At 61.3% G+C, this 22,200-nt stretch carries 13 protein-coding genes; 8 read left to right on the forward strand and 5 right to left on the reverse strand.

The annotated features are described in order from the left end of the window. Positions 1-64 precede the first annotated feature (64 nt). From AC1RMX_RS04235 to AC1RMX_RS04260, 6 genes are all read left to right on the forward strand, one after another. Positions 65-1,372 (forward strand): MdtA/MuxA family multidrug efflux RND transporter periplasmic adaptor subunit, encoded by a 1,308-nt coding sequence (locus tag AC1RMX_RS04235; protein WP_096820255.1) that lies wholly within the window; start codon positions 65-67, stop codon positions 1,370-1,372. Continuing rightward, entirely contained in the window at positions 1,369-4,473 is a 3,105-nt protein-coding gene (locus tag AC1RMX_RS04240; protein WP_102621371.1) for an MdtB/MuxB family multidrug efflux RND transporter permease subunit, read from the forward strand. Before AC1RMX_RS04235 ends, AC1RMX_RS04240 begins: the two co-directional genes overlap by 4 nt. Beyond that, the gene (locus AC1RMX_RS04245; RefSeq protein ID WP_096820257.1) at positions 4,470-7,577 is read left to right on the forward strand and encodes an efflux RND transporter permease subunit; all 3,108 of its coding nucleotides are present in this window, start codon (positions 4,470-4,472) and stop codon (positions 7,575-7,577) included. Before AC1RMX_RS04240 ends, AC1RMX_RS04245 begins: the two co-directional genes overlap by 4 nt. Next, positions 7,574-9,043 (forward strand): efflux transporter outer membrane subunit, encoded by a 1,470-nt coding sequence (locus tag AC1RMX_RS04250; protein WP_096820258.1) that lies wholly within the window; start codon positions 7,574-7,576, stop codon positions 9,041-9,043. The genes AC1RMX_RS04245 and AC1RMX_RS04250 overlap by 4 nt, the downstream gene beginning before the upstream one ends. 205 nt (positions 9,044-9,248) lie before the next feature. Continuing rightward, positions 9,249-11,330 carry an EAL domain-containing protein gene (locus AC1RMX_RS04255; protein ID WP_273537165.1) on the forward strand — a complete coding sequence of 694 codons (2,082 nt, stop codon included), beginning with the start codon at positions 9,249-9,251 and terminating at the stop codon, positions 11,328-11,330. 84 nt (positions 11,331-11,414) lie between these two features. Beyond that, on the forward strand, positions 11,415-12,161 hold the full coding sequence (locus AC1RMX_RS04260; RefSeq protein WP_096820260.1) for an SDR family oxidoreductase: 747 nt from the start codon (positions 11,415-11,417) through the stop codon (positions 12,159-12,161). Between the two features lie 127 nt (positions 12,162-12,288). Here the strand turns inward: AC1RMX_RS04260 and AC1RMX_RS04265 are convergent, their stop codons facing one another. The 5 genes from AC1RMX_RS04265 to AC1RMX_RS04285 form a co-directional block, all read right to left on the reverse strand. After that, entirely contained in the window at positions 12,289-12,777 is a 489-nt protein-coding gene (locus AC1RMX_RS04265) for a hypothetical protein (RefSeq protein ID WP_493070604.1), read from the reverse strand. A gap of 230 nt (positions 12,778-13,007) precedes the next feature. After that, positions 13,008-14,417: a GntR family transcriptional regulator MpaR gene (mapR, locus tag AC1RMX_RS04270; protein WP_096820262.1), complete on the reverse strand. Its 1,410-nt coding sequence runs from the start codon at positions 14,415-14,417 to the stop codon at positions 13,008-13,010. 85 nt (positions 14,418-14,502) lie between these two features. Continuing rightward, complete coding sequence (gene ccoG, locus AC1RMX_RS04275; RefSeq protein WP_493070606.1) at positions 14,503-15,933, reverse strand: cytochrome c oxidase accessory protein CcoG; 1,431 nt, start codon at positions 15,931-15,933, stop codon at positions 14,503-14,505. A gap of 195 nt (positions 15,934-16,128) precedes the next feature. Beyond that, positions 16,129-16,362, reverse strand: coding sequence for a DUF3203 family protein (locus tag AC1RMX_RS04280; RefSeq protein WP_096820264.1), 234 nt, complete (start codon positions 16,360-16,362; stop codon positions 16,129-16,131). Between the two features lie 80 nt (positions 16,363-16,442). Beyond that, positions 16,443-16,601, reverse strand: coding sequence for a hypothetical protein (locus AC1RMX_RS04285; protein ID WP_173861372.1), 159 nt, complete (start codon positions 16,599-16,601; stop codon positions 16,443-16,445). Between the two features lie 218 nt (positions 16,602-16,819). On the opposite strand from AC1RMX_RS04285, the gene AC1RMX_RS04290 reads away from it, so the two are divergent. Both AC1RMX_RS04290 and treS read left to right on the forward strand, forming a co-directional pair. Continuing rightward, positions 16,820-18,817, forward strand: coding sequence for an alpha-1,4-glucan--maltose-1-phosphate maltosyltransferase (locus tag AC1RMX_RS04290; protein ID WP_493070608.1), 1,998 nt, complete (start codon positions 16,820-16,822; stop codon positions 18,815-18,817). A 39-nt stretch (positions 18,818-18,856) separates the two neighbouring features. After that, positions 18,857-22,198: a maltose alpha-D-glucosyltransferase gene (treS, locus tag AC1RMX_RS04295; protein WP_493070610.1), complete on the forward strand. Its 3,342-nt coding sequence runs from the start codon at positions 18,857-18,859 to the stop codon at positions 22,196-22,198. Positions 22,199-22,200: the final 2 nt, after the last annotated feature.

Raw genomic sequence — 22,200 nt, forward strand, 5'->3', positions numbered from 1 at the left:
TGCTTTGCTTTACCCCCACCAGTGCTTATCGTTCAGCCTCCCGTAAAAGAAGCCCACGCGCCCAATGGTTAATCACTCCATGCAATCGTCTTCCCGAAACTCTCGTCGCTGGCTGCTCAGCCTGCTTGTCCTGCTGGTCATCGCCGGTCTGTGCTGGAAATTCTGGCCCGCCGGATCGACCCACAAAGAGGGCGGCGAGAAAGCCGCGGCCGGTCATACCGGTCGTTCGGGGATGATGCGTCCGGGCTTCGGCGGCGCGGCAGGTCCGATCCCGGTGCGCGTGGCGCCGGCCGTCACCGGTGACTTCCCGCTGTATTACAAGGCGCTGGGCACCGTGACCGCGCTGAACACCATCAACGTGCGCAGCCGGGTCGGCGGCGAACTGGTGAAGATCTATTTCGAAGAAGGGCAGATGGTCAAGGCCGGCGACCTGCTGGCGGAGATCGATCCGCGCTCGTACCAGAACGCCTTGCTCCAGGCTGAAGGCACCTTGCTGCAGAACCAGGCTCAGCTGAAGAATGCCCAGGTCGACGTCGAGCGCTATCGCGGCCTGTTCAAGGAAGACAGCATCGCCAAGCAGACCCTGGACACCGCCGAAGCGCTGGTCGGCCAGTACCTCGGCACCGTGAAGACCAATCAGGCGGCGGTCAACGACGCCAAGCTCAACCTCGAATTCACCAAGATCCGCGCACCGATAGCCGGTCGCGTCGGCCTGCGTCAACTCGACGTCGGCAACCTGGTGGCGGCAAATGACACCACGTTCCTCGCCGTCATCACCCAGACCCAACCGATCAGCGTGGTCTTCACGCTGCCGGAAAACACCCTCGAAACCGTACTCGCCCGCTACCACAGCGGCGCCAAGCTGCCCGCCGAAGCCTGGGACCGTGGCGACACCAAACTGCAAGCCAGCGGCGTGCTGCAAAGCCTCGACAACCAGATCGACGTGACCACCGGCACCCTGAAGTTCAAGGCGCGCTACGAAAACCGCGATCAGTCGCTGTTCCCCAACCAGTTCGTCAACGTCCACCTGCTGGCCGACACCCTCAAAGGCGTCGTGCTGGCTCCGTCGGCCGCGATCCAGTTCGGCACCAACGGCACCTTCGTCTACGCGCTGGACGGCGACAAGAAAGTCACCATCCGCCAATTGAAGATCGGTGCCAGCGATGGTCAGAACACCGTGATCACCGAAGGCCTGGCCGCCGGCGACCGCGTGGTGCTGGAAGGTACCGACCGTTTGAAAGAAGGCAGCGAAGTCGAAGTGGTCAACGACAGCCAGGACGTGCCGGCCACGCCGACCGAACACCTGCAAGGCAAGTCAGCCGCCACCGCGCCTGACGCCGCTGCCACCAACAAGGCCAAGAAGGGCGCATGAACATTTCGCGTCTGTTCATCCTCCGCCCGGTCGCCACCACGCTGAGCATGCTGGCCATCGTGCTGGCCGGCCTGATCGCCTATCGCCTGCTGCCGGTTTCGGCTCTGCCGCAGGTGGATTACCCGACCATCCGGGTCATGACGTTGTACCCGGGCGCCAGTCCAGACGTGATGACCAGCGCCGTCACCGCGCCGCTCGAACGCCAGTTCGGGCAGATGCCGGGCCTGACGCAAATGGCCTCGACCAGTTCCGGCGGTGCCTCGGTGCTGACCCTGCGTTTCAGCCTCGACATCAACATGGATGTCGCCGAACAACAGGTGCAGGCCGCGATCAACGCCGCGACCAATCTGCTGCCGACCGATTTGCCGGCGCCACCGGTGTACAACAAGGTCAACCCGGCGGACACCCCGGTGCTGACCCTGGCCATCACTTCGAAAACCATGTTGCTGCCCAAACTCAACGATCTGGTCGATACGCGCATGGCGCAGAAGATCGCTCAGATCAGCGGCGTGGGCATGGTCAGCATCGCTGGCGGTCAGCGTCAGGCGGTGCGGATCAAGGTCAACCCGGAAGCGCTAGCCGCCAACGGCCTGAACCTGTCGGACGTGCGCACGCTGATCAGCGCGTCCAACGTCAATCAGCCAAAAGGTAACTTCGACGGTCCGACCCGGGTGTCGATGCTCGATGCCAATGACCAGCTGACTTCGCCCAAGGATTACGCCAATCTCATCCTGGCCTACAAGAACGGCGCGCCGCTGCGACTCAAGGATGTCGCGCAGATCGTCGACGGCGCCGAGAACGAGCGTCTGGCCGCGTGGGCCAACCAGAATCAGGCAGTGTTGCTGAATATTCAGCGGCAACCGGGCGCCAACGTGATTGAAGTGGTCGACCGGATCAAGGCGCTGCTGCCGAGCATCACCGACAACCTGCCGGCCGGCCTTGAAGTGACCGTGCTGACCGACCGCACCCAGACCATCCGCGCCTCGGTCACCGACGTGCAGCACGAACTGCTGATCGCCATCGCTCTGGTGGTGATGGTGACGTTTCTGTTCCTGCGTCGCGCCAGTGCCACCATCATTCCGTCCGTCGCGGTGCCGCTGTCGCTGATCGGTACGTTTGGCGTGATGTACCTGGCCGGTTTCTCGGTCAACAACCTGACGCTGATGGCACTGACCATCGCCACCGGTTTCGTGGTCGACGATGCGATCGTGATGCTGGAGAACATCGCTCGTTTCATCGAGGAAGGGGACAGTCCGATGCAGGCCGCGCTCAAGGGCGCGAAGCAGATCGGTTTCACCCTGATTTCCCTGACCCTGTCGCTGATTGCGGTACTGATTCCGCTGCTGTTCATGGCCGACGTGGTGGGGCGGCTGTTCCGCGAATTCGCCATCACCCTGGCGGTGGCGATCCTGATTTCCCTGGTGGTCTCGCTAACCCTGACGCCGATGATGTGCGCGCGGTTGCTCAAGCGTGAGCCGGAAGAACATGAACAGGGCCGTTTCTACCGGGCCAGTGGTGCGTTCATCGACTGGATGATCGCGGCTTACGGGCGCAAGTTGCAGTGGGTGCTCAAGCACCAGCCGCTGACGTTGCTGGTGGCCATCGGCACGCTGGCGTTGACCGTGTTCCTTTATATGGTGGTGCCCAAAGGCTTCTTCCCGGTGCAGGACACCGGGGTGATCCAGGGGATTTCCGAAGCGCCGCAGTCGATTTCCTTTGCCGCCATGGGCGAGCGTCAGCAAGCGCTGGCCAAGGTGATTCTGGAAGATCCGGCCGTTGAAAGCCTGTCGTCCTACATTGGCGTCGACGGTGACAACGCCACGCTCAACAGCGGTCGTCTGCTGATCAACCTCAAACCTCACGGTCAGCGCGACCTGACGGCCGCCGAAGTGATTACCCGCCTGCAACCGCAACTGGACAAACTGGTGGGCATCCGCCTGTTCATGCAGCCGGTGCAGGACCTGACCATCGAAGACCGTGTCAGCCGCACCCAGTACCAGTTCAGCATGTCCTCGCCGGACGCCGAACTGCTCAGCCTGTGGAGCGGGCGCCTGGTGGAAGCACTGGCCCAGCGCCCTGAACTGACCGACGTCGCCAGCGATTTGCAGGACAAGGGTTTGCAGGTGTTCCTGGTGATCGACCGTGACGCGGCCTCGCGCCTTGGTGTGTCGGTGGCGAATATCACCGATGCGCTGTATGACGCCTTTGGCCAGCGGCAGATCTCGACCATTTACACTCAGGCCAGCCAGTACCGCGTGGTGTTGCAGGCTCAGGCCGGGGAGAAGATCGGCCCGCAGGCGCTGGATCAGATTCACGTCAAGACCACTGATGGCGGCCAGGTGCGGTTGTCGAGCCTGGCCCATGTCGAGGAGCGTCAGGCGCAACTGGCGATCACCCACATTGGCCAGTTCCCGGCGGTGATGATGTCGTTCAACCTTGCTCATGGCGTGGCGCTGGGCCATGCGGTGGACATCATCGAGCAGGTGCAGAAAGACATCGGCATGCCGATCGGTGTGCAGACTCAGTTCCAGGGCGCGGCCGAAGCGTTCCAAGCGTCGCTGTCGAGCACCTTGCTGCTGATTCTGGCGGCGGTGGTGACCATGTACATCGTGCTGGGCGTGCTCTACGAGAGTTACATCCACCCGATCACGATTCTGTCGACCCTGCCGTCGGCGGCGGTCGGCGCCTTGCTGGCGTTGCTGCTCAGCGGCAATGACCTGGGCATGATCGCGATCATCGGCATCATCCTGCTGATCGGTATCGTGAAGAAGAACGCGATCATGATGATCGACTTCGCTCTCGACGCCGAACGCACCCAGGGCATGGCCCCGGAACAGGCGATCTATCAGGCGGCGCTGTTGCGCTTCCGGCCGATCCTGATGACCACGCTCGCGGCCTTGTTCGGCGCGGTGCCGCTGATGCTGGCCACCGGTTCCGGCGCTGAATTGCGTCAGCCGTTGGGTCTGGTGATGGTCGGCGGTTTGCTGGTGAGCCAGGTGCTGACACTGTTCACCACCCCGGTGATCTACCTGTACTTCGACCGCCTTGGTCGGCGCTGGGGCCGTGCGCCTTCGGCCGTGGAGCCGGTAGAACAGCCATGAACCTGTCCGGTCCTTTCATCAAGCGCCCGGTGGCGACCATGCTCCTGAGCCTGGCGATCATGCTGCTGGGCGGCGTGAGCTTCGGCCTGCTGCCGGTGTCGCCACTGCCGCAAATGGACTTCCCGGTGATCGTGGTGCAGGCGAGCCTGCCCGGCGCGAGCCCGGAAGTCATGGCCTCGACCGTGGCGACGCCGCTGGAACGCTCGTTCGGCGCCATCGCCGGCGTCAACACCATGAGCAGCCGCTCCAGCCAGGGCTCGACCCGGGTCATTCTGCAATTCGACCTCGACCGCGACATCAACGGCGCGGCGCGGGAAGTGCAGGCCGCGATCAACGCCTCACGCAATCTGCTGCCGAGCGGGATGCGCAGCATGCCGACCTACAAGAAGGTCAACCCGTCGCAGGCGCCGATCATGGTGTTGTCGTTGACGTCGGATGTGCTGGAAAAAGGCCAGCTCTACGATTTGGCCTCGACCATCCTGTCCCAGAGCCTGTCCCAGGTGCAGGGCGTAGGCGAGGTGCAGATCGGCGGCAGTTCCTTGCCGGCGGTGCGCATCGAACTCGAACCCCAGGCGCTGAACCAGTACGGCGTGGCGCTGGACGATGTGCGCAAGACCATCGCTGGCGCCAACGTTCGCCGGCCCAAGGGTTCGGTCGAGGATGACCAGCGTCTGTGGCAGATCCAGGCCAATGACCAACTGGAGAAAGCCAAGGACTACGAGTCGCTGATCATCCACTACAACGGCGGTGCGGCCCTGCGCCTGAAAGACGTGGCCAAGGTCACCGACGGCGTGGAAGACCGCTACAACAGTGGTTTCTTCAATGACGACGCGGCGGTGTTGCTGGTGATCAACCGGCAGGCCGGCGCCAACATCATCGAGACGGTCAACGAGATCAAGGCACAGTTGCCGGCGTTGCAGGCCGTGTTGCCGGCCAGCGTCAAGCTGAACCTGGCGATGGATCGTTCGCCGGTGATCAAGGCCACCCTGCACGAAGCAGAGATGACCCTGCTGATCGCCGTGGCGCTGGTGATCCTGGTGGTGTTCCTGTTCCTCGGCAATTTCCGCGCGTCCTTGATTCCGACCCTGGCGGTGCCGGTGTCGCTGGTCGGCACTTTTGCGGTGATGTACCTCTACGGCTTCTCGCTGAACAACCTGTCGCTGATGGCGCTGATTCTCGCCACCGGGCTGGTGGTGGACGACGCCATCGTGGTGCTGGAGAACATTTCCCGGCACATCGACGAAGGCGTCAAACCGATGAAGGCCGCGTACCTCGGGGCCAAGGAAGTCGGGTTCACCTTGCTGTCGATGAACGTGTCGCTGGTGGCGGTGTTCCTGTCGATCCTGTTCATGGGCGGGATCATCGAGAGCCTGTTCCGCGAATTCTCCATCACCCTGGCCGCGGCCATCGTGGTGTCGCTGGTGGTTTCCCTGACCCTGACCCCGATGCTCTGTGCCCGTTGGCTGAAGCCGCACACTCCGGGTCAGGAAAACCGTCTGCAACGCTGGAGCCGGCGCACCAACGACTGGATGGTCGGCAAGTACGCCACCAGCCTCGACTGGGTATTACGTCATCGGCGCCTGACGCTGTTGAGCCTGATCATCACGGTCGGCGTCAACGTCGCGCTGTACGTGGTGGTGCCGAAGACGTTCCTGCCGCAACAGGACACTGGCCAGTTGATCGGTTTCGTGCGCGGTGACGACGGTCTGTCGTTCAGCGTGATGCAGCCGAAAATGGAGACTTTCCGCCGCGCCGTGCTCAAGGACGAAGCGGTCGAGAGTGTCGCCGGGTTCATCGGTGGCAACAACGGCACCAACAACGCCTTCATGCTGGTGCGTCTGAAGCCGATCAAGGAGCGCAATATCTCGGCGCAGAAAGTCATCGAGCGTCTGCGCAAGGAAATGCCCAAGGTGCCCGGCGCACAGTTGATGTTGATGGCCGACCAGGACCTGCAATTTGGCGGTGGTCGTGAGCAGACCACGTCGCAGTACACCTACATTCTGCAGAGCGGTGATCTCGGCGCTTTGCGCGAGTGGTACCCGAAAGTGGTCACCGCGCTGCGAGCCTTGCCGGAGCTGACCGCCATCGACGCCCGTGAAGGGCGCGGTGCGCAGCAGGTGACATTGATCGTCGACCGTGATCAGGCCAAGCGCCTGGGCGTGGACATGAACATGGTCACCGCCGTCCTGAACAACGCCTACAGCCAGCGGCAGATTTCCACGATCTACGACAGCCTCAACCAGTATCAGGTGGTGATGGAGGTCAATCCGAAATACGCCCAGGACCCGGTCACGCTTAATCAGGTACAGGTGATTACCGCTGATGGCGCACGGATTCCGCTGTCGACCATCGCGCACTACGAAAACAGCCTGGAAGACGACCGGGTCAGCCACGAAGGCCAGTTCGCCTCCGAAAGCATTTCGTTCGACATGGCCGAAGGCGTGACGGTGGAGCAGGGCAGTGCCGCCATCGAGCGGGCGATTGCCAAGGTCGGCCTGCCGGAAGACGTGATCGCGAAAATGGCCGGCACCGCCGACGCCTTCGCGGCCACCCAGAAGAGCCAGCCGTTCATGATCCTCGGTGCACTGCTGGCGGTGTATCTGGTGCTGGGCGTGCTGTATGAAAGCTACATTCACCCGTTGACGATTCTGTCGACGCTGCCGTCGGCCGGGGTTGGTGCGTTGCTGTCGATCTATGCGCTGGGCGGCGAGTTCAGCCTGATCTCGCTGCTCGGGTTGTTCCTGCTGATCGGCGTGGTGAAGAAGAACGCGATCCTGATGATTGACCTGGCACTGCAACTGGAACGTCATCAGGGCATGGCGCCGCTGGAGTCGATCCGCAGTGCCTGCCTGCAACGTCTGCGACCGATTCTGATGACCACGCTGGCGGCGATTCTCGGTGCCTTGCCGTTGCTGCTCAGCCGGGCCGAAGGCGCGGAAATGCGCCAGCCGCTGGGCCTGACGATCATCGGCGGGCTGATTTTCAGCCAGGTGCTGACCCTTTACACCACGCCTGTGGTTTACCTCTATCTCGACAAGGCCCGCCACCGCTTCAACAAGTGGCGTGGCGTACGTACCGATGCCGCTCTGGAAACTCCGCTATGAATGACCGTTCGCTTATCCAACTGGCCAGTGTCCGCGGCTCGCGTTTGCTGAGCCTGTCACTGTGCGTGGCGATGCTCAGTGCGTGCGCCGTCGGCCCGGACTACCAGCGCCCGCAGACCGCCGAAATTGCCCAGTACAAAGAGGCCGAAGGCTGGCGTCAGGCCAGTCCTGCCGACTCTCTGGCCCGTGGCGCCTGGTGGGAGTTGTACGGTGATCGCCAGCTCAACGAGTTGATCGAGAAGCTCAACAGCGCCAACCAGACCGTCGCCCAGTCCGAGGCGCAATACCGTCAGGCCCAGGCCCTGGTGCGTGATGCACGCGGGGCGTTTTACCCGAGCATCGACCTGAGCGCGGGCAAGACCCGTTCCAGCCAGGGCACCGGCAGCAGCAGTTCGAGCCTGAGCAGTTCTTCCAGCGGGATTCGTGACACCTACAACGCCCAGTTGGGCGTCAGTTGGGAGGCCGATGTCTGGGGCAAGCTGCGTCGTGGCCTGGAGGCCAACGAAGCCAGCGCCCAGGCCAGTTTCGCCGATCTGGCGGCGATGCGCCTGAGCCAGCAGTCGGAACTGGTGCAGAACTACCTGCAATTGCGCGTGATCGATCAGCAGAAGCGCCTGCTGGAGTCGACAGTGGCGGCCTATGAGCGCTCGCTGAAAATGACCCAGAACCAGTACAACGCCGGGGTCTCCGGGCGTGACGCGGTAGCCCAGGCGCAGACACAACTCAAATCCACCCAGGGTGATCTGGTGGACCTGATCTGGCAGCGGGCGCAATTCGAAAACGCCATTGCGGTACTCACCGGCCAGCCTCCGGCGCAATTCAAGCTAGCCGAAACCCAGGACATCCCGAAGCTGCCGCAGATTCCGCTGAGCCTGCCGTCGCAATTGCTGGAGCGTCGCCCGGACATCGCTTCGGCGGAACGCTCGGTGATCGCGGCCAACGCCAACATCGGCGTGGCCAAGGCCGCGTATTACCCGGACTTCAGCCTGAGCCTCAGTGGCGGCTACAGCAGCAGTACTTCGCGGGACCTGATCAGCCTGCCGAACCGTTTCTGGTCGGTGGGGCCGAAAATGAGTCTGCCGCTGTTCGACGGCGGCCGACGCTCGGCGGAAGTTGATCGCACCGAAGCGAAGTACGACGAGACCGTGGCCAAATACCGGCAGACCGTGCTCGACGGCTTCCGTGAAGTGGAAAACTATCTGGTGCAGTTGAAGGTGTATGAAGACGAGGCGGCGGTACGCCAGGAAGCCCTTGATGCCGCGCGCGATTCCTTGCGTCTGACCCAGAACCAGTACAAGGCCGGGCTGATTGCCTACATCGACGTGGTGGTGGTGCAAGCCACGGCGTTGAGCAACGAGCGGACGGTGCTCAATATCCTGCAGAGTCGACTGATTGCCAGTGTGCAATTGATCGCGGCGCTGGGCGGTGGCTGGGACGGGCAGCTGGAAACCAGCCAGAATCCGTAACCCTGAATTCCCACGCAACGCGTGGGATCGATCAGTACTGCGACTGCCGGGCTAGAGCCTTGTCGAACGATCAAACAAGCGTTTCATCGGCTTGATGGCCATTTGATTACTTTGTCAGTGCGTTCTTCTGTGCAATCAGTACAATCGGCGCATTTGGCCCCGCTGAGAACGGAAGCAGTACGGTGGGGTGGTCACGAGAATTCTCATGCTCATCGGTAGTTATTCCTTCACGCTGGTTTTCATTTCGCTGTGTGTGGCGATCCTCGCGTCCTATACCGCGCTCGACCTTACAGGGCGCATCGCCACCGCCAAGGGTCGCGCCGTGCATTTGTGGACGGCCGGCGGGGCGTTCGCCATGGGCATCGGCGTCTGGTCGATGCACTTCATCGGCATGCTGGCCTTCAAACTGCCGATCAGCCTGGGTTATGACATTCCGATCACAGCGCTTTCATTGCTGATCGCCGTGCTGTCCTGCGGTTTTGCGCTGTGGCTGGTCAGCCAGCCGAAACTGCCGGCCTGGCAACTGGCCTTCGGCGCCTTGATCATGGGCGCCGGCATCAGCGCCATGCACTACACCGGTATGGCCGCGATGCGCATGCAACCGGGCATCGATTACGATCCGACGCTGTTCGGCGCTTCGCTGCTGATCGCCGTCGGCGCTTCGGCCGCCGCGTTGTGGATTGCCTTTCGTCTTCGTCAGCATTCGCCTTACGTGCGCCTGTTTCGTGCCGGCGCAGCCATTGTCATGGGCATCGCGATTGTCGGCATGCACTACACGGGCATGGCGGCGGCGCGGTTTCCCGAAGGCAGTTTCTGCGGCGCAGCGCTTAGCGGTCTGAATGGCAATGGCCTCGATAATCTGGTGCTGATCACCACGCTCGCGGTGCTGAGCATCGCACTGCTGACCTCGATTCTCGATGCCCGCCTCGAAGCGCGAACCGCCGATCTGGCTCATTCGTTGACCGTGGCCAACCGCGAACTCACCCAACTGGCCCTGCACGACACCCTGACCGGCCTGCCGAACCGCATGCTGCTGGACGACCGGATCAATCAGGCGATGAAAAAGGTCAACGAGCAGGGCGGTTGTTTTGCGCTGATGTTCATCGATCTGGACGGCTTCAAACCGGTCAACGACGCTTTCGGTCACCACATGGGCGACCAGTTGCTGCGCGAAGTGGCGGTGCGTCTGCGTGAAGATTTGCGCAGCCTCGACACGCTGGCACGGATCGGCGGCGATGAATTTGTCCTGCTGGTGCGCCTGACCGAGCCCAACGATGCGCTGGGTCTGGCAGCACGTCAGGTCGGCTTGATCGCGCAGTCGTTCCGCGTGGCCGAGCATGACCTGCAGATTTCCGCCAGCGTCGGTATTGCCCTGTATCCGGGCAACGGCCAGAACGCTCAGGAACTGCTGATGAACGCCGACGCCGCGATGTACCACGCCAAGGGCGGCGGTAAAAACGGCTACAGCTTCTTCGACGCCTCGATGAACAGCAACGCCCGCAAGCAACTGCAACTGTTGCAGGACCTGCGTGCGGCGCTGGAACACAGTCAGTTCAGCCTGCATTACCAACCCAAGTTCCACGCGGCCGACGGTCGTCCGGTCGGTGCCGAAGCGTTGCTGCGCTGGGAGCACCCGCTCCACGGCATGCTGATGCCGGACAAGTTCATCGACCTGGCCGAAAAGACCGGGCTCATCATTCCGATCGGCGAATGGGTACTCAACGAAGCCTGCCGGCAGATGCGCGAGTGGTACGTGCTGGGCTACACCGACTGGCGAATCGCAGTGAACCTGTCGGCGTTGCAGTTCTGCCATACCGGGCTGGTGCAAAGCGTCGCCAAGGCCTTGGCCACTCACCACTTGCCGGCCAACAGTCTGACCCTGGAAATCACCGAAACCACGGCCATGAGCGATGCCGACGCGAGCATGACGGTGTTGCAGGAACTGTCCGACATGGGCGTCGATCTTTCCATCGATGACTTCGGCACCGGTTATTCGAGCCTGATGTACCTCAAGCGCCTGCCGGCCAACGAGTTGAAGATCGATCGCGGTTTTGTCCGCGACCTGGAGCATGACAGCGACGACGCCGCCATCGTCTCGGCGATTGTCGCGCTCGGTCAGGCGCTGGGCCTGCGCATCGTGGCCGAAGGCGTGGAGACCGGCGTGCAGCAGGACTTTTTGACGCAACTGGGCTGCGATTCGCTGCAGGGTTATCTGCTCGGCCACCCGATGCCGGCGGATCGCTTCCTGCAGGACATCGTGCGTGGCAAGCCATTGGCGGTGAACTGAACGACTGACACAGGCCATGCAAAACCCCGCAATGACGGTTATTCTTCCTGCGACTGTTACGTGTGCATTGGGGGGAAAGCCTGCATGGATAAAGTCATTGTGATCACTGGCGGCGGTCGCGGAATCGGGGCCGCCACTGCGCTGTTGGCTGCCGAGCAAGGCTATCGGATCTGCATCAATTACCAGACGGACGAACAGGCAGCCCACCACGTACTCGACCAGGTGCGTGAACGCGGCGCCACTGCCATTGCCGTGCGCGCCGATGTCAGTATCGAAGACGAAGTGATCGGCCTGTTTCATCGGGTCGACACGGAGCTGGGCCGGGTCACCGCCCTGGTGAACAACGCCGGCACCGTCGGGCACAAATCGCGGGTCGACGAAATGTCCGAATTCCGCATCCTCAAAATCATGAAAACCAACGTTCTGGCGCCGATTCTCTGCGCCAAGCATGCGATCCTGCGCATGTCGCCCAAACACGGCGGGCAGGGCGGCAGCATCGTCAACGTCTCTTCGGTGGCCGCACGCTTGGGCTCGCCGAACGAGTACGTCGACTACGCGGCGTCCAAAGGCGCTCTCGACACGTTCACCATCGGTCTGTCCAAGGAAGTGGCGGGCGAGGGGATTCGGGTCAACGCGGTGCGCCCGGGCTACATCTACACCGATTTCCACGCCTTGAGCGGCGATCCGGATCGGGTCAGCAAGCTGGAGTCGGCGATTCCGATGGCCCGTGGCGGGCGGCCGGATGAAGTGGCGGAGGCGATTGTGTGGTTGCTGTCGGACAAGGCCTCATATGCGACGGGGACGTTTGTTGATCTGGGCGGGGGGCGTTAAAACTCTCATATATATGAGAAGTCCCGATCTCTTTTTAATCATGTACCGCCCGTATTGGTTTGCGTGTATCACAAAGTGAAAGGGCCCCGTTTAGGGGCCCGATTTTTGTTAGTCGTCCAAGGATATATTAATCATTGGACTCAATGGACTCAATGGACTCAATGGACTCAATGGTGATATTGTCTATAAACATGCGGGTGGTCGGTTTTTGATCACCCCTGTAGAAGGCGACAATATCAAAGTCTGCGTGCGAAGCCTCACGCAGATCCAAAGGAATGGAATATCGTTGCCACCGGCTATTTGGCACAGGGTTTTCCACAAAGGAAATATTATTTTTACCAGCGTCAACTCTAACGTGAATATAATCTTCAGGGGGGAACTCAACTCGCAGGTCGAAATTAACGATAACGTTCCTGCCCGCAAAACCCTGAAGTGTTCTCTGTGGGCATGTAAGATCAGCTCTAGGCTCAATGTTTTCTAGGGTGGCGAGGCACATGCCGTGACCAGTCAAGTCATCATCTACCAATTCACATAATCGTACAGTTTTAATCCATCCCCAGCCTTTTTGTTCGCCATTATCGAAGTCGCATGAGTGTAGAATTGTTTTGCCAGACATTCTCAATACTCCTTTAGTTAAATTGCTCCTATATTTCATCAGGGCGAGTCAACTTTGTAACCTGTCAGATCTGACAGGTATTATCTGGAAAAACAACCGCTCATCGGAAATGTATGTAGTGGTATAGAAATGAAACTTCGTAGATCGGCTGGTGTTCAATCGGGACATCCATCTCGGCAATCTAGCGTTCTTACAAGCGCAAGCGCGATGCACGGGGGAACATCGATCCGTCAGAACGACCGCACAATCCGCCCCAACGTCTCCATCGCCTTCTCCGAACTCTCGGTCCACGGGCTGCCGTAGTTCAACCGGATGCAATTCCTGAATCTTTGCGTCGGCGAAAAAATCGGCCCCGGCGCAATGCTGATGCCTTGCGCCAACGCCATCTGAAACAACTTCAACGAATCCATCTGCGGTGGCAGTTCCAGCCACAGGAAATAGCCGCCGGCCGGTTGGCTCACGCGGGTCTGGGCCGGGAAGTAGCGGGCGATGGCCGCGAGCATGGCGCTTTGCTGTTCTTCCAGGGCATAGCGCAATTTACGCAGGTGACGGTCGTAGCCGCCGTGTTGCAGGTAGTCGGCGATGGCCGCCTGGGCCGGCATCGAGGCGCAGAGTGAGGTCATCAGTTTCAGGCGTTCGATCTTCTGCGCGTAGCGTCCGGCGGCGACCCAACCGATGCGGTAGCCGGGAGCCAGGCTTTTGGCAAACGAGCCGCAATGCATCACCAGACCTTCGGTGTCGAAGGCTTTGGCCGGTTTCGGCGCCTGCTGGCCGTAATAGAGTTCGGCATAGACATCGTCCTCGATCAGCGGCACTTGATGGCGTTTCAGCAGTTCCACCAGTTCCTGTTTCTTGGCCTCGGGCATGGTCGCGCCCATCGGGTTCTGGAAGCTGGTCATGCACCAGCAGGCCTTGATCGGGTGCCGTTCGAGCGTCTGGGCGAGTACGCCGAGGTCGATACCGTCGCGCGGGTGCACGGGGATTTCCACGGCTTTGAGCTTCAGCCGCTCGAGCACTTGCAGGCTGGCGTAGAACGCCGGGGCTTCGATGGCCACTAGGTCGCCGGGTTCGGTCACCGCTTGCAGGCACAGGTTCAGCGCTTCGAGGGCGCCGTTAGTGATCAGCAGTTCTTCCATCGGCAGCATCAGCCCGCCGACCATGTAGCGCAGGGCGATCTGCCGGCGCAGTTGCGGGTTGCCCGGCGACATGTCGGTGACCACCATGCGCGGGTCCATTTCCCGGGCGGCGCTGGCCAGCGAACGTGACAGGCGTTGCAGCGGGAACAGTTCGGGGCTGGGGAAAGCCGAGCCGAACGGTACGGTGCTCGGGTCCTTGATCGATTCGAGCACCGAGAACACCAGTTCGCTGACGTCGACTTTGGTGGACTCATTGACCTGGCTGCTGATCACCGGCTCCGAGAACGGGCTCGGGGCGTGGGTGTTGACGAAATAGCCGGAGCGCGGCCGGGCGCGGATCAGGCCGCGACGCTCCAGCAGGTAATAGGCCTGGAACACCGTGGACGGGCTGACGCCATAGGTCTGGCTCGCGTAGCGCACCGACGGCACCCGCTGACCGGGGCCGAGGACGCCGGAGCGGATCAGTTCAGCGATGTCGTCGGCGAATTTTTCGTAGCGTTTCATCGGTGTCCTGCAATGGATGGGATTTGGAAAACGGTTGTGCCAATGGGCGCAGCGCCATTGGCACAAAGGGTTGCATCTTAAAGGTTCAACGATTCATCGGCGCAACAAACCGGCTCTTCGCCACGCTATAAACCTCAGGCTCATCGCTGTCGGCAATCTTGAAGCTCAAGGTCTGCGAGCTGCTGGCCGGGCGATCCGTGGTCATCGCCACCGACACCGGCACATCGACGATCTCGCCTGCTGCAAGGCTAAGCTCGGTCTTGCCTTGCAGCTGGAAGCCGTCGCCATCCACCAGGCTCAGGTTGTAGTCCTGGCGCTGTTGGGTCTTGTTGATGACTTTGAGGGTGTAGATGTTTTCGATCTGGCCCTGGCCGTTCTCGCGGAACAGGCCACGGTCCTTGGTCACGTCCAGCGACACCATCGGCCGTTCGACCAGGGCCAGGGCGAGGGCACCGATCATCAGCACCAGCACCGCGACGTAACCGATCAGCCTTGGACGCAGCAAGTGCGTCTTGCCACCCTGCAATTCACGCTCAGAGGTATAGCGGATCAGGCCTCGGGCGTAATTCATCTTGTCCATGATCGAATCGCAGGCGTCGATGCACGCCGCGCAGCCGATGCATTCCATTTGCAGGCCGTCGCGGATGTCGATGCCGGTCGGGCAGACCTGCACGCACAACTGGCAGTCGATGCAATCACCGAGGCCGGCTTCGGCCGGTTTCACGTCACGTTTGCGCGGGCCACGGTTTTCGCCCCGGGCCACGTCGTAGGAAATTGCCAGGGTGTCCTTGTCGAACATCACGCTCTGGAACCGCGCATACGGGCACATGTGCATGCACACCGCTTCGCGCAGCCAGCCGGCATTGATGTAGGTGGCACCGGTGAAAAACAGCACCCAGAACAGACTGACACCGCCGATCTGCAGGGTCAGCAGTTCTTCGGCCAGCGGGCGGATCGGGGTGAAGTAGCCGACAAAGGTCAGGCCGGTCAGCACGCTGATCGCCAGCCAAAGCGTGTGCTTGGCCGCACGCCGTGCCAGTTTGTTCAGGCTCCACGGTGCCGCTTGCAGTTTGATCCGCTGGTTACGCTCGCCTTCGGTGATCTTCTCGCACCACATGAAGATCCACGTCCACGAGCTCTGCGGACAGGTGTAACCACACCAGACCCGGCCTGCGAACACGGTGATGGCGAACAGGCCGAACGCGGCGATGATCAGTAGCGCCGACAGCAGAATGAAGTCCTGCGGCCAGAAGGTCGCGCCAAAGATGTGGAACTTGCTTTCGGAAAGGTCCCAGAGCACCGCCTGACGTCCGCCCCAGTTCAGCCACACGGTGCCGAAAAACAACAGGAACAGAAACCCCGCGCCGCTCATGCGCAAGGTGCGGAACAGGCCGGTGAAGCTGCGGGTGAAGATCTGGTTGTCGCTGCTGGCGTTCTTCGCCTTCATTGGGCGCGCCGGTACTTTTTTTATGTGAGGCGTTGCTTCTACGGTTCGGACGGGGATTCGTTCGCTCATGGTCGTTCGCTCATCAGCCTCCATCAGGCCAGTGAACTATGAGCGCCGATCTGTTTGCATAACAGACTCAGGTATTTCAATAAAAAGCGTATCAGATGGGTTTTGCGCCCGGCCCTGCGACAACTTGAAGCAGTTGACGGGGCGGGGTGCAGACGCCTATCCCAGACGTCTGCGCAGGATCTTGACCAAGGTCAGTCAAATCACCGAATCACTGTCGGTGGCCTTGAGGTGTTTACGTCCGTCCCTGGCACCTGCGACGGTCAGCGCATCGGCTTCGGCCTCGGTGATGTAAATGCGCCGGCCTTCGATTTCCACGGCTGACATCGATTTTTCACTGTCGGTGATTATTGTCAGGTCACCGCACAGGCGAATCTGCTCACCGTTTTCGGTGGCGAAAAAACAGGTCTGGTTTTCGATGCGCACGGTCATGGGGCTGTCCTTTTTCCAAGGGTGTTGAAAGGTTAGGGCGCAGCCCCGGGGGATCGTTCTGCGCAACCGATTAATGGTCGCTAGACGATCACTGGCGGCATGGTCGTCGGTGGCTCTTCCTTGGGCGGCGGCGTGGTGCCCGGTGGCTCCTGTTCGGGGATCGGCTGCGGCTCGGTTTCGGGCAGGACGGGTTTGTCGATGTTCGGATCGGGCGTTTCAGCGGGGATCGGAATACTCATCAGATGAACCTCCGTGTGGCACATGGCGTGAGAAGTGCTTAAGTGGGTTGACCACTTCACCGCGAATTCGATCCGATTTTGTGGCGGGGCAAATCCCTGTGAACTTTTGCCGGCGAGGGTCGCTCGGAACCTGAGAGAGTTCATTGTCGGGCGCAGGCCCGGCCGTGATCGCCAAACAGGCAAGCGAGCGTCCTTGGGGCGTTAAGGAGAGATGCTCAATGACTGCTGAAAAACCCTCCGAACAGAGCTACAACCCGCACATCCCGCTGTCGCAGGCGTTGCTGCTGCCACGCATCGTCATCGAAAACACTCAGCCTTCGCTGGAGGGCGGGCAGTTTGCCGTCAAGGCTGTGGTCGGGCGCGAAATCGTGGTCACCAGCAAGATCTTCGCCGATGGTCACGACAAACTGGCGGTGCGCATCCGCTGGCGCGAAGAAGGCGAGGAAGTCTGGCAAAGCGAAGTCATGGCCGATCAGGGCAACAATGGCTGGGAGGGCCGGTTCCGTCCTCAACGCATGGGCCGCTATCTGTACCTGATCGAAGCCTGGATCGACCTGTTCGCCAGTTTTCAGTACGAGCTGGAGAAAAAGCACACCGCCGCCATCCCGGTCAGCCTGGAGTTGCAAGAGGGCCGCACGATGGTGCAACAGGCGGCCGAACGCAGCGAAGGCCCGCTCAGTGAGCGGCTGGCGGCGCTGCACCACGAATTGTCCGGGCTGCTCGAAACCGAGCAGGTCGCGCTGTTTCTGCACCCGCAGAGTGCGCAACTGATGACCGAGGCCGATCACCGCCCGTATCTGAGCATCAGCAATGAATTTCCGCTGGACGTCGAGCGCGAACTGGCCGAGTTCGCCAGTTGGTACGAGCTGTTTCCCCGCTCGATCACCGACGATCCCGCCCGTCACGGCACTTTCAATGATGTGCACGCGCGGTTGCCGATGATTCAGGACATGGGCTTCGACGTGTTGTATTTCACGCCGATCCACCCGATCGGTCGTAGCCACCGCAAGGGCCGCAACAACTCCCTGACTGCTGGGCCGGACGATCCGGGCAGCCCGTATGCGATCGGCAGTGAAGAGGGCGGGCACGAAGCGATTCATTCGCAGCTCGGCACTCGCGAGGACTTTCGTCGTCTGGTGGCGGCTGCCGCTGACCATGGTCTGGAAATCGCCCTCGATTTCGCCATACAGTGTTCCCAGGACCACCCGTGGCTCAAGCAGCACCCGGGCTGGTTCAACTGGCGGCCGGACGGCACGATCAAATACGCGGAGAACCCGCCGAAGAAATACCAGGACATCGTTAACGTCGACTTCTATGCGCCGGAAGCGATTCCGAGCCTGTGGGTCGAGCTGCGCGACATCGTCGTCGGCTGGGTCGAGGAGGGCGTAAAGATCTTTCGCGTCGACAACCCGCACACCAAACCGCTGCCGTTCTGGCAATGGCTGATCGCCGATGTGCGCACGCTGTACCCGGAAGTGATCTTCCTCGCCGAAGCGTTCACCACCCCGGCGATGATGGCGCGGCTGGGCAAGGTCGGTTACACCCAGAGCTACACCTATTTCACCTGGCGCAACACCAAGGCCGAACTGGCGAGCTATTTCAGCGAACTCAACGAATCGCCGTGGCGCGAATGCTATCGGCCGAATTTCTTCGTCAACACACCGGATATCAACCCGGCGTTCCTGCATGAGTCGGGGCGTCCGGGGTTTCTCATTCGTGCGGCGCTGGCGACCATGGGCTCGGGCCTGTGGGGCATGTACTCGGGGTTCGAACTGTGCGAATCGGCGCCGGTGCCGGGCAAGGAGGAATACCTCGATTCCGAGAAGTACGAGATCCGCGTCCGCGACTTCAATGCGCCCGACAACATCATCGCCGAGATCGCCCAGCTCAATCGCATCCGCCGACAAAACCCGGCGCTGCACAGCCATCTGGGCCTGAAGATCTACAACGCCTGGAACGACAACATTCTGTACTTCGGCAAGCGCAGCGCCGATGGCAGCAATTTCATTCTGGTGGCCGTCAGTCTCGATCCGCACCACGTGCAGGAGGCCAATTTCGAATTGCCACTGTGGGAAATGGGCCTGCCGGACGACGCCACCACCCACGGCGAAGACCTGATGAACGGCCATCGCTGGGACTGGCACGGCAAGTACCAGTTCATGCGGATCGACCCGGCTTATCAGCCGTTCGGGATCTGGCGGATCACCGCCCCTTGATCCGGGCCGACGCATTCATGCATCGAACAGGAGTTTCACATGGCGAAGAAACCCAAGTCAGCCACCTTCATCAAGGACCCGCTCTGGTACAAGGACGCGGTTATCTATCAAGTCCACGTCAAATCCTTTTTCGACTCCAACAACGACGGGATCGGCGATTTTCCCGGCCTGATCGCCAAACTCGATTACATCGCCGATCTTGGCGTCAACACCATCTGGCTGTTGCCGTTCTACCCCTCGCCACGGCGCGATGACGGTTACGACATCGCCGAATACCGTGGCGTACACAGCGATTACGGGACGATGGCCGACGCCAAACGCTTCATCGCAGAGGCGCACAAGCGTGGTTTGCGGGTCATCACCGAACTGGTCATCAACCACACCTCGGACCAGCACCCGTGGTTTCAACGAGCACGCAAGGCCAAGCCCGGTTCAGCGGCCCGCGACTTCTATGTGTGGTCCGATGACGACCAGAAGTACGACGGCACCCGGATCATTTTTCTCGACACCGAAAAGTCCAACTGGACCTGGGACCCGGTGGCCGGCCAGTACTTCTGGCACCGTTTCTATTCGCACCAGCCGGATCTGAATTTCGACAACCCGCAAGTCATGAAAGCCGTGCTGTCGGTGATGCGCTATTGGCTGGACATGGGCATCGACGGCTTGCGGCTGGATGCCATTCCGTACCTGATCGAGCGCGACGGCACCAACAATGAAAACCTGCCGGAGACCCACGACGTCCTCAAGCAGATCCGCGCCGAGATCGACGCCAACTACCCGGACCGCATGCTGCTGGCCGAGGCCAACCAATGGCCGGAAGACACCCAGCTGTACTTCGGTGACACCGACGCCGAGGGCGTCAACGGCGACGAATGCCACATGGCGTTTCACTTCCCGCTGATGCCGCGCATGTACATGGCGCTGGCCCAGGAAGATCGCTTCCCGATCACCGACATCTTGCGCCAGACCCCGGAGATCCCGGCCAACTGCCAATGGGCGATTTTCCTGCGCAACCACGATGAACTGACGCTGGAGATGGTCACCGACAAGGAACGCGACTACCTGTGGAACTACTACGCCGCCGACCGTCGTGCGCGGATCAATCTCGGCATTCGCCGGCGTCTGGCGCCGCTGATGGAGCGCGACCGCCGGCGTATCGAATTGCTCAACAGTCTGCTGCTGTCGATGCCCGGCACGCCGACCCTGTATTACGGCGATGAGATCGGCATGGGCGACAACATCTACCTCGGCGACCGCGATGGCGTGCGCACGCCGATGCAATGGTCGATCGACCGCAACGGCGGATTCTCCCGGGCCGACCCGGCCAGTCTGGTGCTGCCGCCGATCATGGATCCGCAGTACGGTTATCAGTCGGTCAACGTCGAAACCCAGGCCGGTGATCCGCATTCGCTGCTGAACTGGACTCGTCGCCTGCTGACCGTGCGCAAGCAGTCCAAGGCCTTCGGTCGAGGCACCTTGAAGATGCTGTCGCCGGCCAACCGTCGCGTTCTGGCCTACACCCGCGAATACACCGGACCGGACGGCAAACACGAAATCATCCTGTGCGTGGCCAACGTCTCGCGCAGCGCTCAGGCCGTGGAGCTGGACCTGTCGGCCTATGTCGGCATGGTGCCGGTGGAGATGCTCGGCGGTAATGCGTTTCCGCCCATCGGTCAGTTGAACTTCCTGCTGACCCTGGCGCCGTACGGCTTCTACTGGTTCGGTCTGGCGGCGGAAAACCAGATGCCGAGCTGGCACGTCGAACCGGCGCAGAGCCTGCCGGACTTCACCACGCTGGTGCTGAAAAAACGCATGGAAGAACTGCTCGAAGCGCCGTCCCGGGACACGCTCGAACATGGCATCCTGCCGAACTGGTTGCAGAATCGCCGCTGGTTCGCCGGCAAGGACGCGGCGATCGAGCAAGTCCGGCTGGCCTATGGCGTGCGTTTCGGCGACGCGCAGCATCCGGTGTTGCTCAGCGAAATCGAAGTCAGCAGCGGCGGGCAGACCAGCCGTTACCAACTGCCGTTCGGCTTCATTTCGGAAGATCAGGTCGGACCGGCCTTGCCGCAGCAACTGGCCCTGGCGCGGGTGCGTCGGGTACGTCAGGTCGGGCTGATCACCGATGCCTTCAGCCTTGAAGCGTTTATTCGCGCGGTGCTGCAAGGTATGCAGAGTGGCACGGTGCTGGAATCGAGTGACGGAGAAATCCGTTTCGAAGCCACGCCGCAACTGGACAAGCTCGGCCTCGGTGCGGAATCCGAAGTGCGCTACCTGTCCGCCGAGCAATCCAACAGTTCGGTGGTGATCGGCAACAGTCTGGTGCTCAAGCTGATCCGCAAAGTCGCGTCCGGCGTACACCCGGAACTGGAGATGAGCGCTTATCTGACCGCCGCCGGGTTTGCCAATATCTCCCCGCTGCTCGGCTCGGTGATTCGTCGGGACGGGAAGGGCGAAGACAACCTGCTGATGATCGCCCAAGGCTACTTGAGCAATCAGGGCGACGCCTGGGAATGGACGCAGAACAACCTCGAACGGGCGTTGCGCGACGAACTGGCGGACGCCGTTTCCGAACAGTCGCAACACTACAATGCGCTCGGCGAGCTGAAGGATTTCGCCGGCATGCTGGGTCAGCGTCTGGGGGAAATGCATCAGGTGCTGGCGGCGCCGAGCGACAACAAGGACTTCGCACCGCAGGTCAGCTCGGCCAAGGATGCGCAGGCGACCGGCAAGGACGTGGGCGCTCAGGTCGAGCATGCGCTGAAGCTGCTCAAGCAGCATCAGGGCGAACTTGATGCGGCGGATCAGAAGCTGGTCGGTCGTCTGCTCGACCACAAGAAAACCATCCTCGCCCATGTGCAGGAGCTGGCGAAAAAATCCGCCGGCGGCTTGCGCATCCGCGTCCATGGCGACCTGCATCTGGGCCAGGTACTGGTGATCAAGGGCGACGCGTACCTGATCGACTTCGAAGGCGAACCGGCGCGGCCACTGGCCGAGCGCCGTGGCAAGCACAGCCCGTACAAGGATGTCAGCGGGGTGCTGCGCTCATTCGATTACGCCGCCGCGATGACCATCAATGTGCACAACGTCGACAACAGTCCCGAAGCAGAGGCGGCGCGTCGCCGGGTCGCCGAACGCTATTTGCGTGAGGCCCGCGAAGCATTTGTCGAGGCATATCGCCGGGCGGCAGCTAGTCTTGATCATGCCTGGCAAGATCCTGAAGGTGCCGACGCCGCACTGGCGTTGTTCGGCCTGGAGAAAGCGGCCTACGAGGTGGCCTATGAAGCCGAAAATCGCCCCACCTGGCTGCCCGTGCCGTTGCACGGTCTGTATGGGTTATTGACGGGGCTTGAACCCTTTTCCGATCTTGGTGGAGAGTAGTC

Source organism: Pseudomonas sp. GW822-FHT03F04 (genome assembly GCF_058801405.1).

What these genes read in the sequence shown, in the direction of transcription:
- AC1RMX_RS04265 (WP_493070604.1), bottom strand. Translation starts at nt 12,777, where the DNA reads ATGTCTGGCAAAACAATTCTACACTCATGCGACTTCGATAATGGCGAA.
- AC1RMX_RS04245 (WP_096820257.1), top strand. Translation starts at nt 4,470, where the DNA reads ATGAACCTGTCCGGTCCTTTCATCAAGCGCCCGGTGGCGACCATGCTC.
- AC1RMX_RS04290 (WP_493070608.1), top strand. Translation starts at nt 16,820, where the DNA reads ATGACTGCTGAAAAACCCTCCGAACAGAGCTACAACCCGCACATCCCG.
- AC1RMX_RS04235 (WP_096820255.1), top strand. Translation starts at nt 65, where the DNA reads ATGGTTAATCACTCCATGCAATCGTCTTCCCGAAACTCTCGTCGCTGG.
- AC1RMX_RS04285 (WP_173861372.1), bottom strand. Translation starts at nt 16,601, where the DNA reads ATGAGTATTCCGATCCCCGCTGAAACGCCCGATCCGAACATCGACAAA.
- treS (WP_493070610.1), top strand. Translation starts at nt 18,857, where the DNA reads ATGGCGAAGAAACCCAAGTCAGCCACCTTCATCAAGGACCCGCTCTGG.
- mapR (WP_096820262.1), bottom strand. Translation starts at nt 14,417, where the DNA reads ATGAAACGCTACGAAAAATTCGCCGACGACATCGCTGAACTGATCCGC.
- AC1RMX_RS04250 (WP_096820258.1), top strand. Translation starts at nt 7,574, where the DNA reads ATGAATGACCGTTCGCTTATCCAACTGGCCAGTGTCCGCGGCTCGCGT.
- AC1RMX_RS04280 (WP_096820264.1), bottom strand. Translation starts at nt 16,362, where the DNA reads ATGACCGTGCGCATCGAAAACCAGACCTGTTTTTTCGCCACCGAAAAC.
- AC1RMX_RS04260 (WP_096820260.1), top strand. Translation starts at nt 11,415, where the DNA reads ATGGATAAAGTCATTGTGATCACTGGCGGCGGTCGCGGAATCGGGGCC.
- ccoG (WP_493070606.1), bottom strand. Translation starts at nt 15,933, where the DNA reads ATGAGCGAACGAATCCCCGTCCGAACCGTAGAAGCAACGCCTCACATA.
- AC1RMX_RS04240 (WP_102621371.1), top strand. Translation starts at nt 1,369, where the DNA reads ATGAACATTTCGCGTCTGTTCATCCTCCGCCCGGTCGCCACCACGCTG.
- AC1RMX_RS04255 (WP_273537165.1), top strand. Translation starts at nt 9,249, where the DNA reads ATGCTCATCGGTAGTTATTCCTTCACGCTGGTTTTCATTTCGCTGTGT.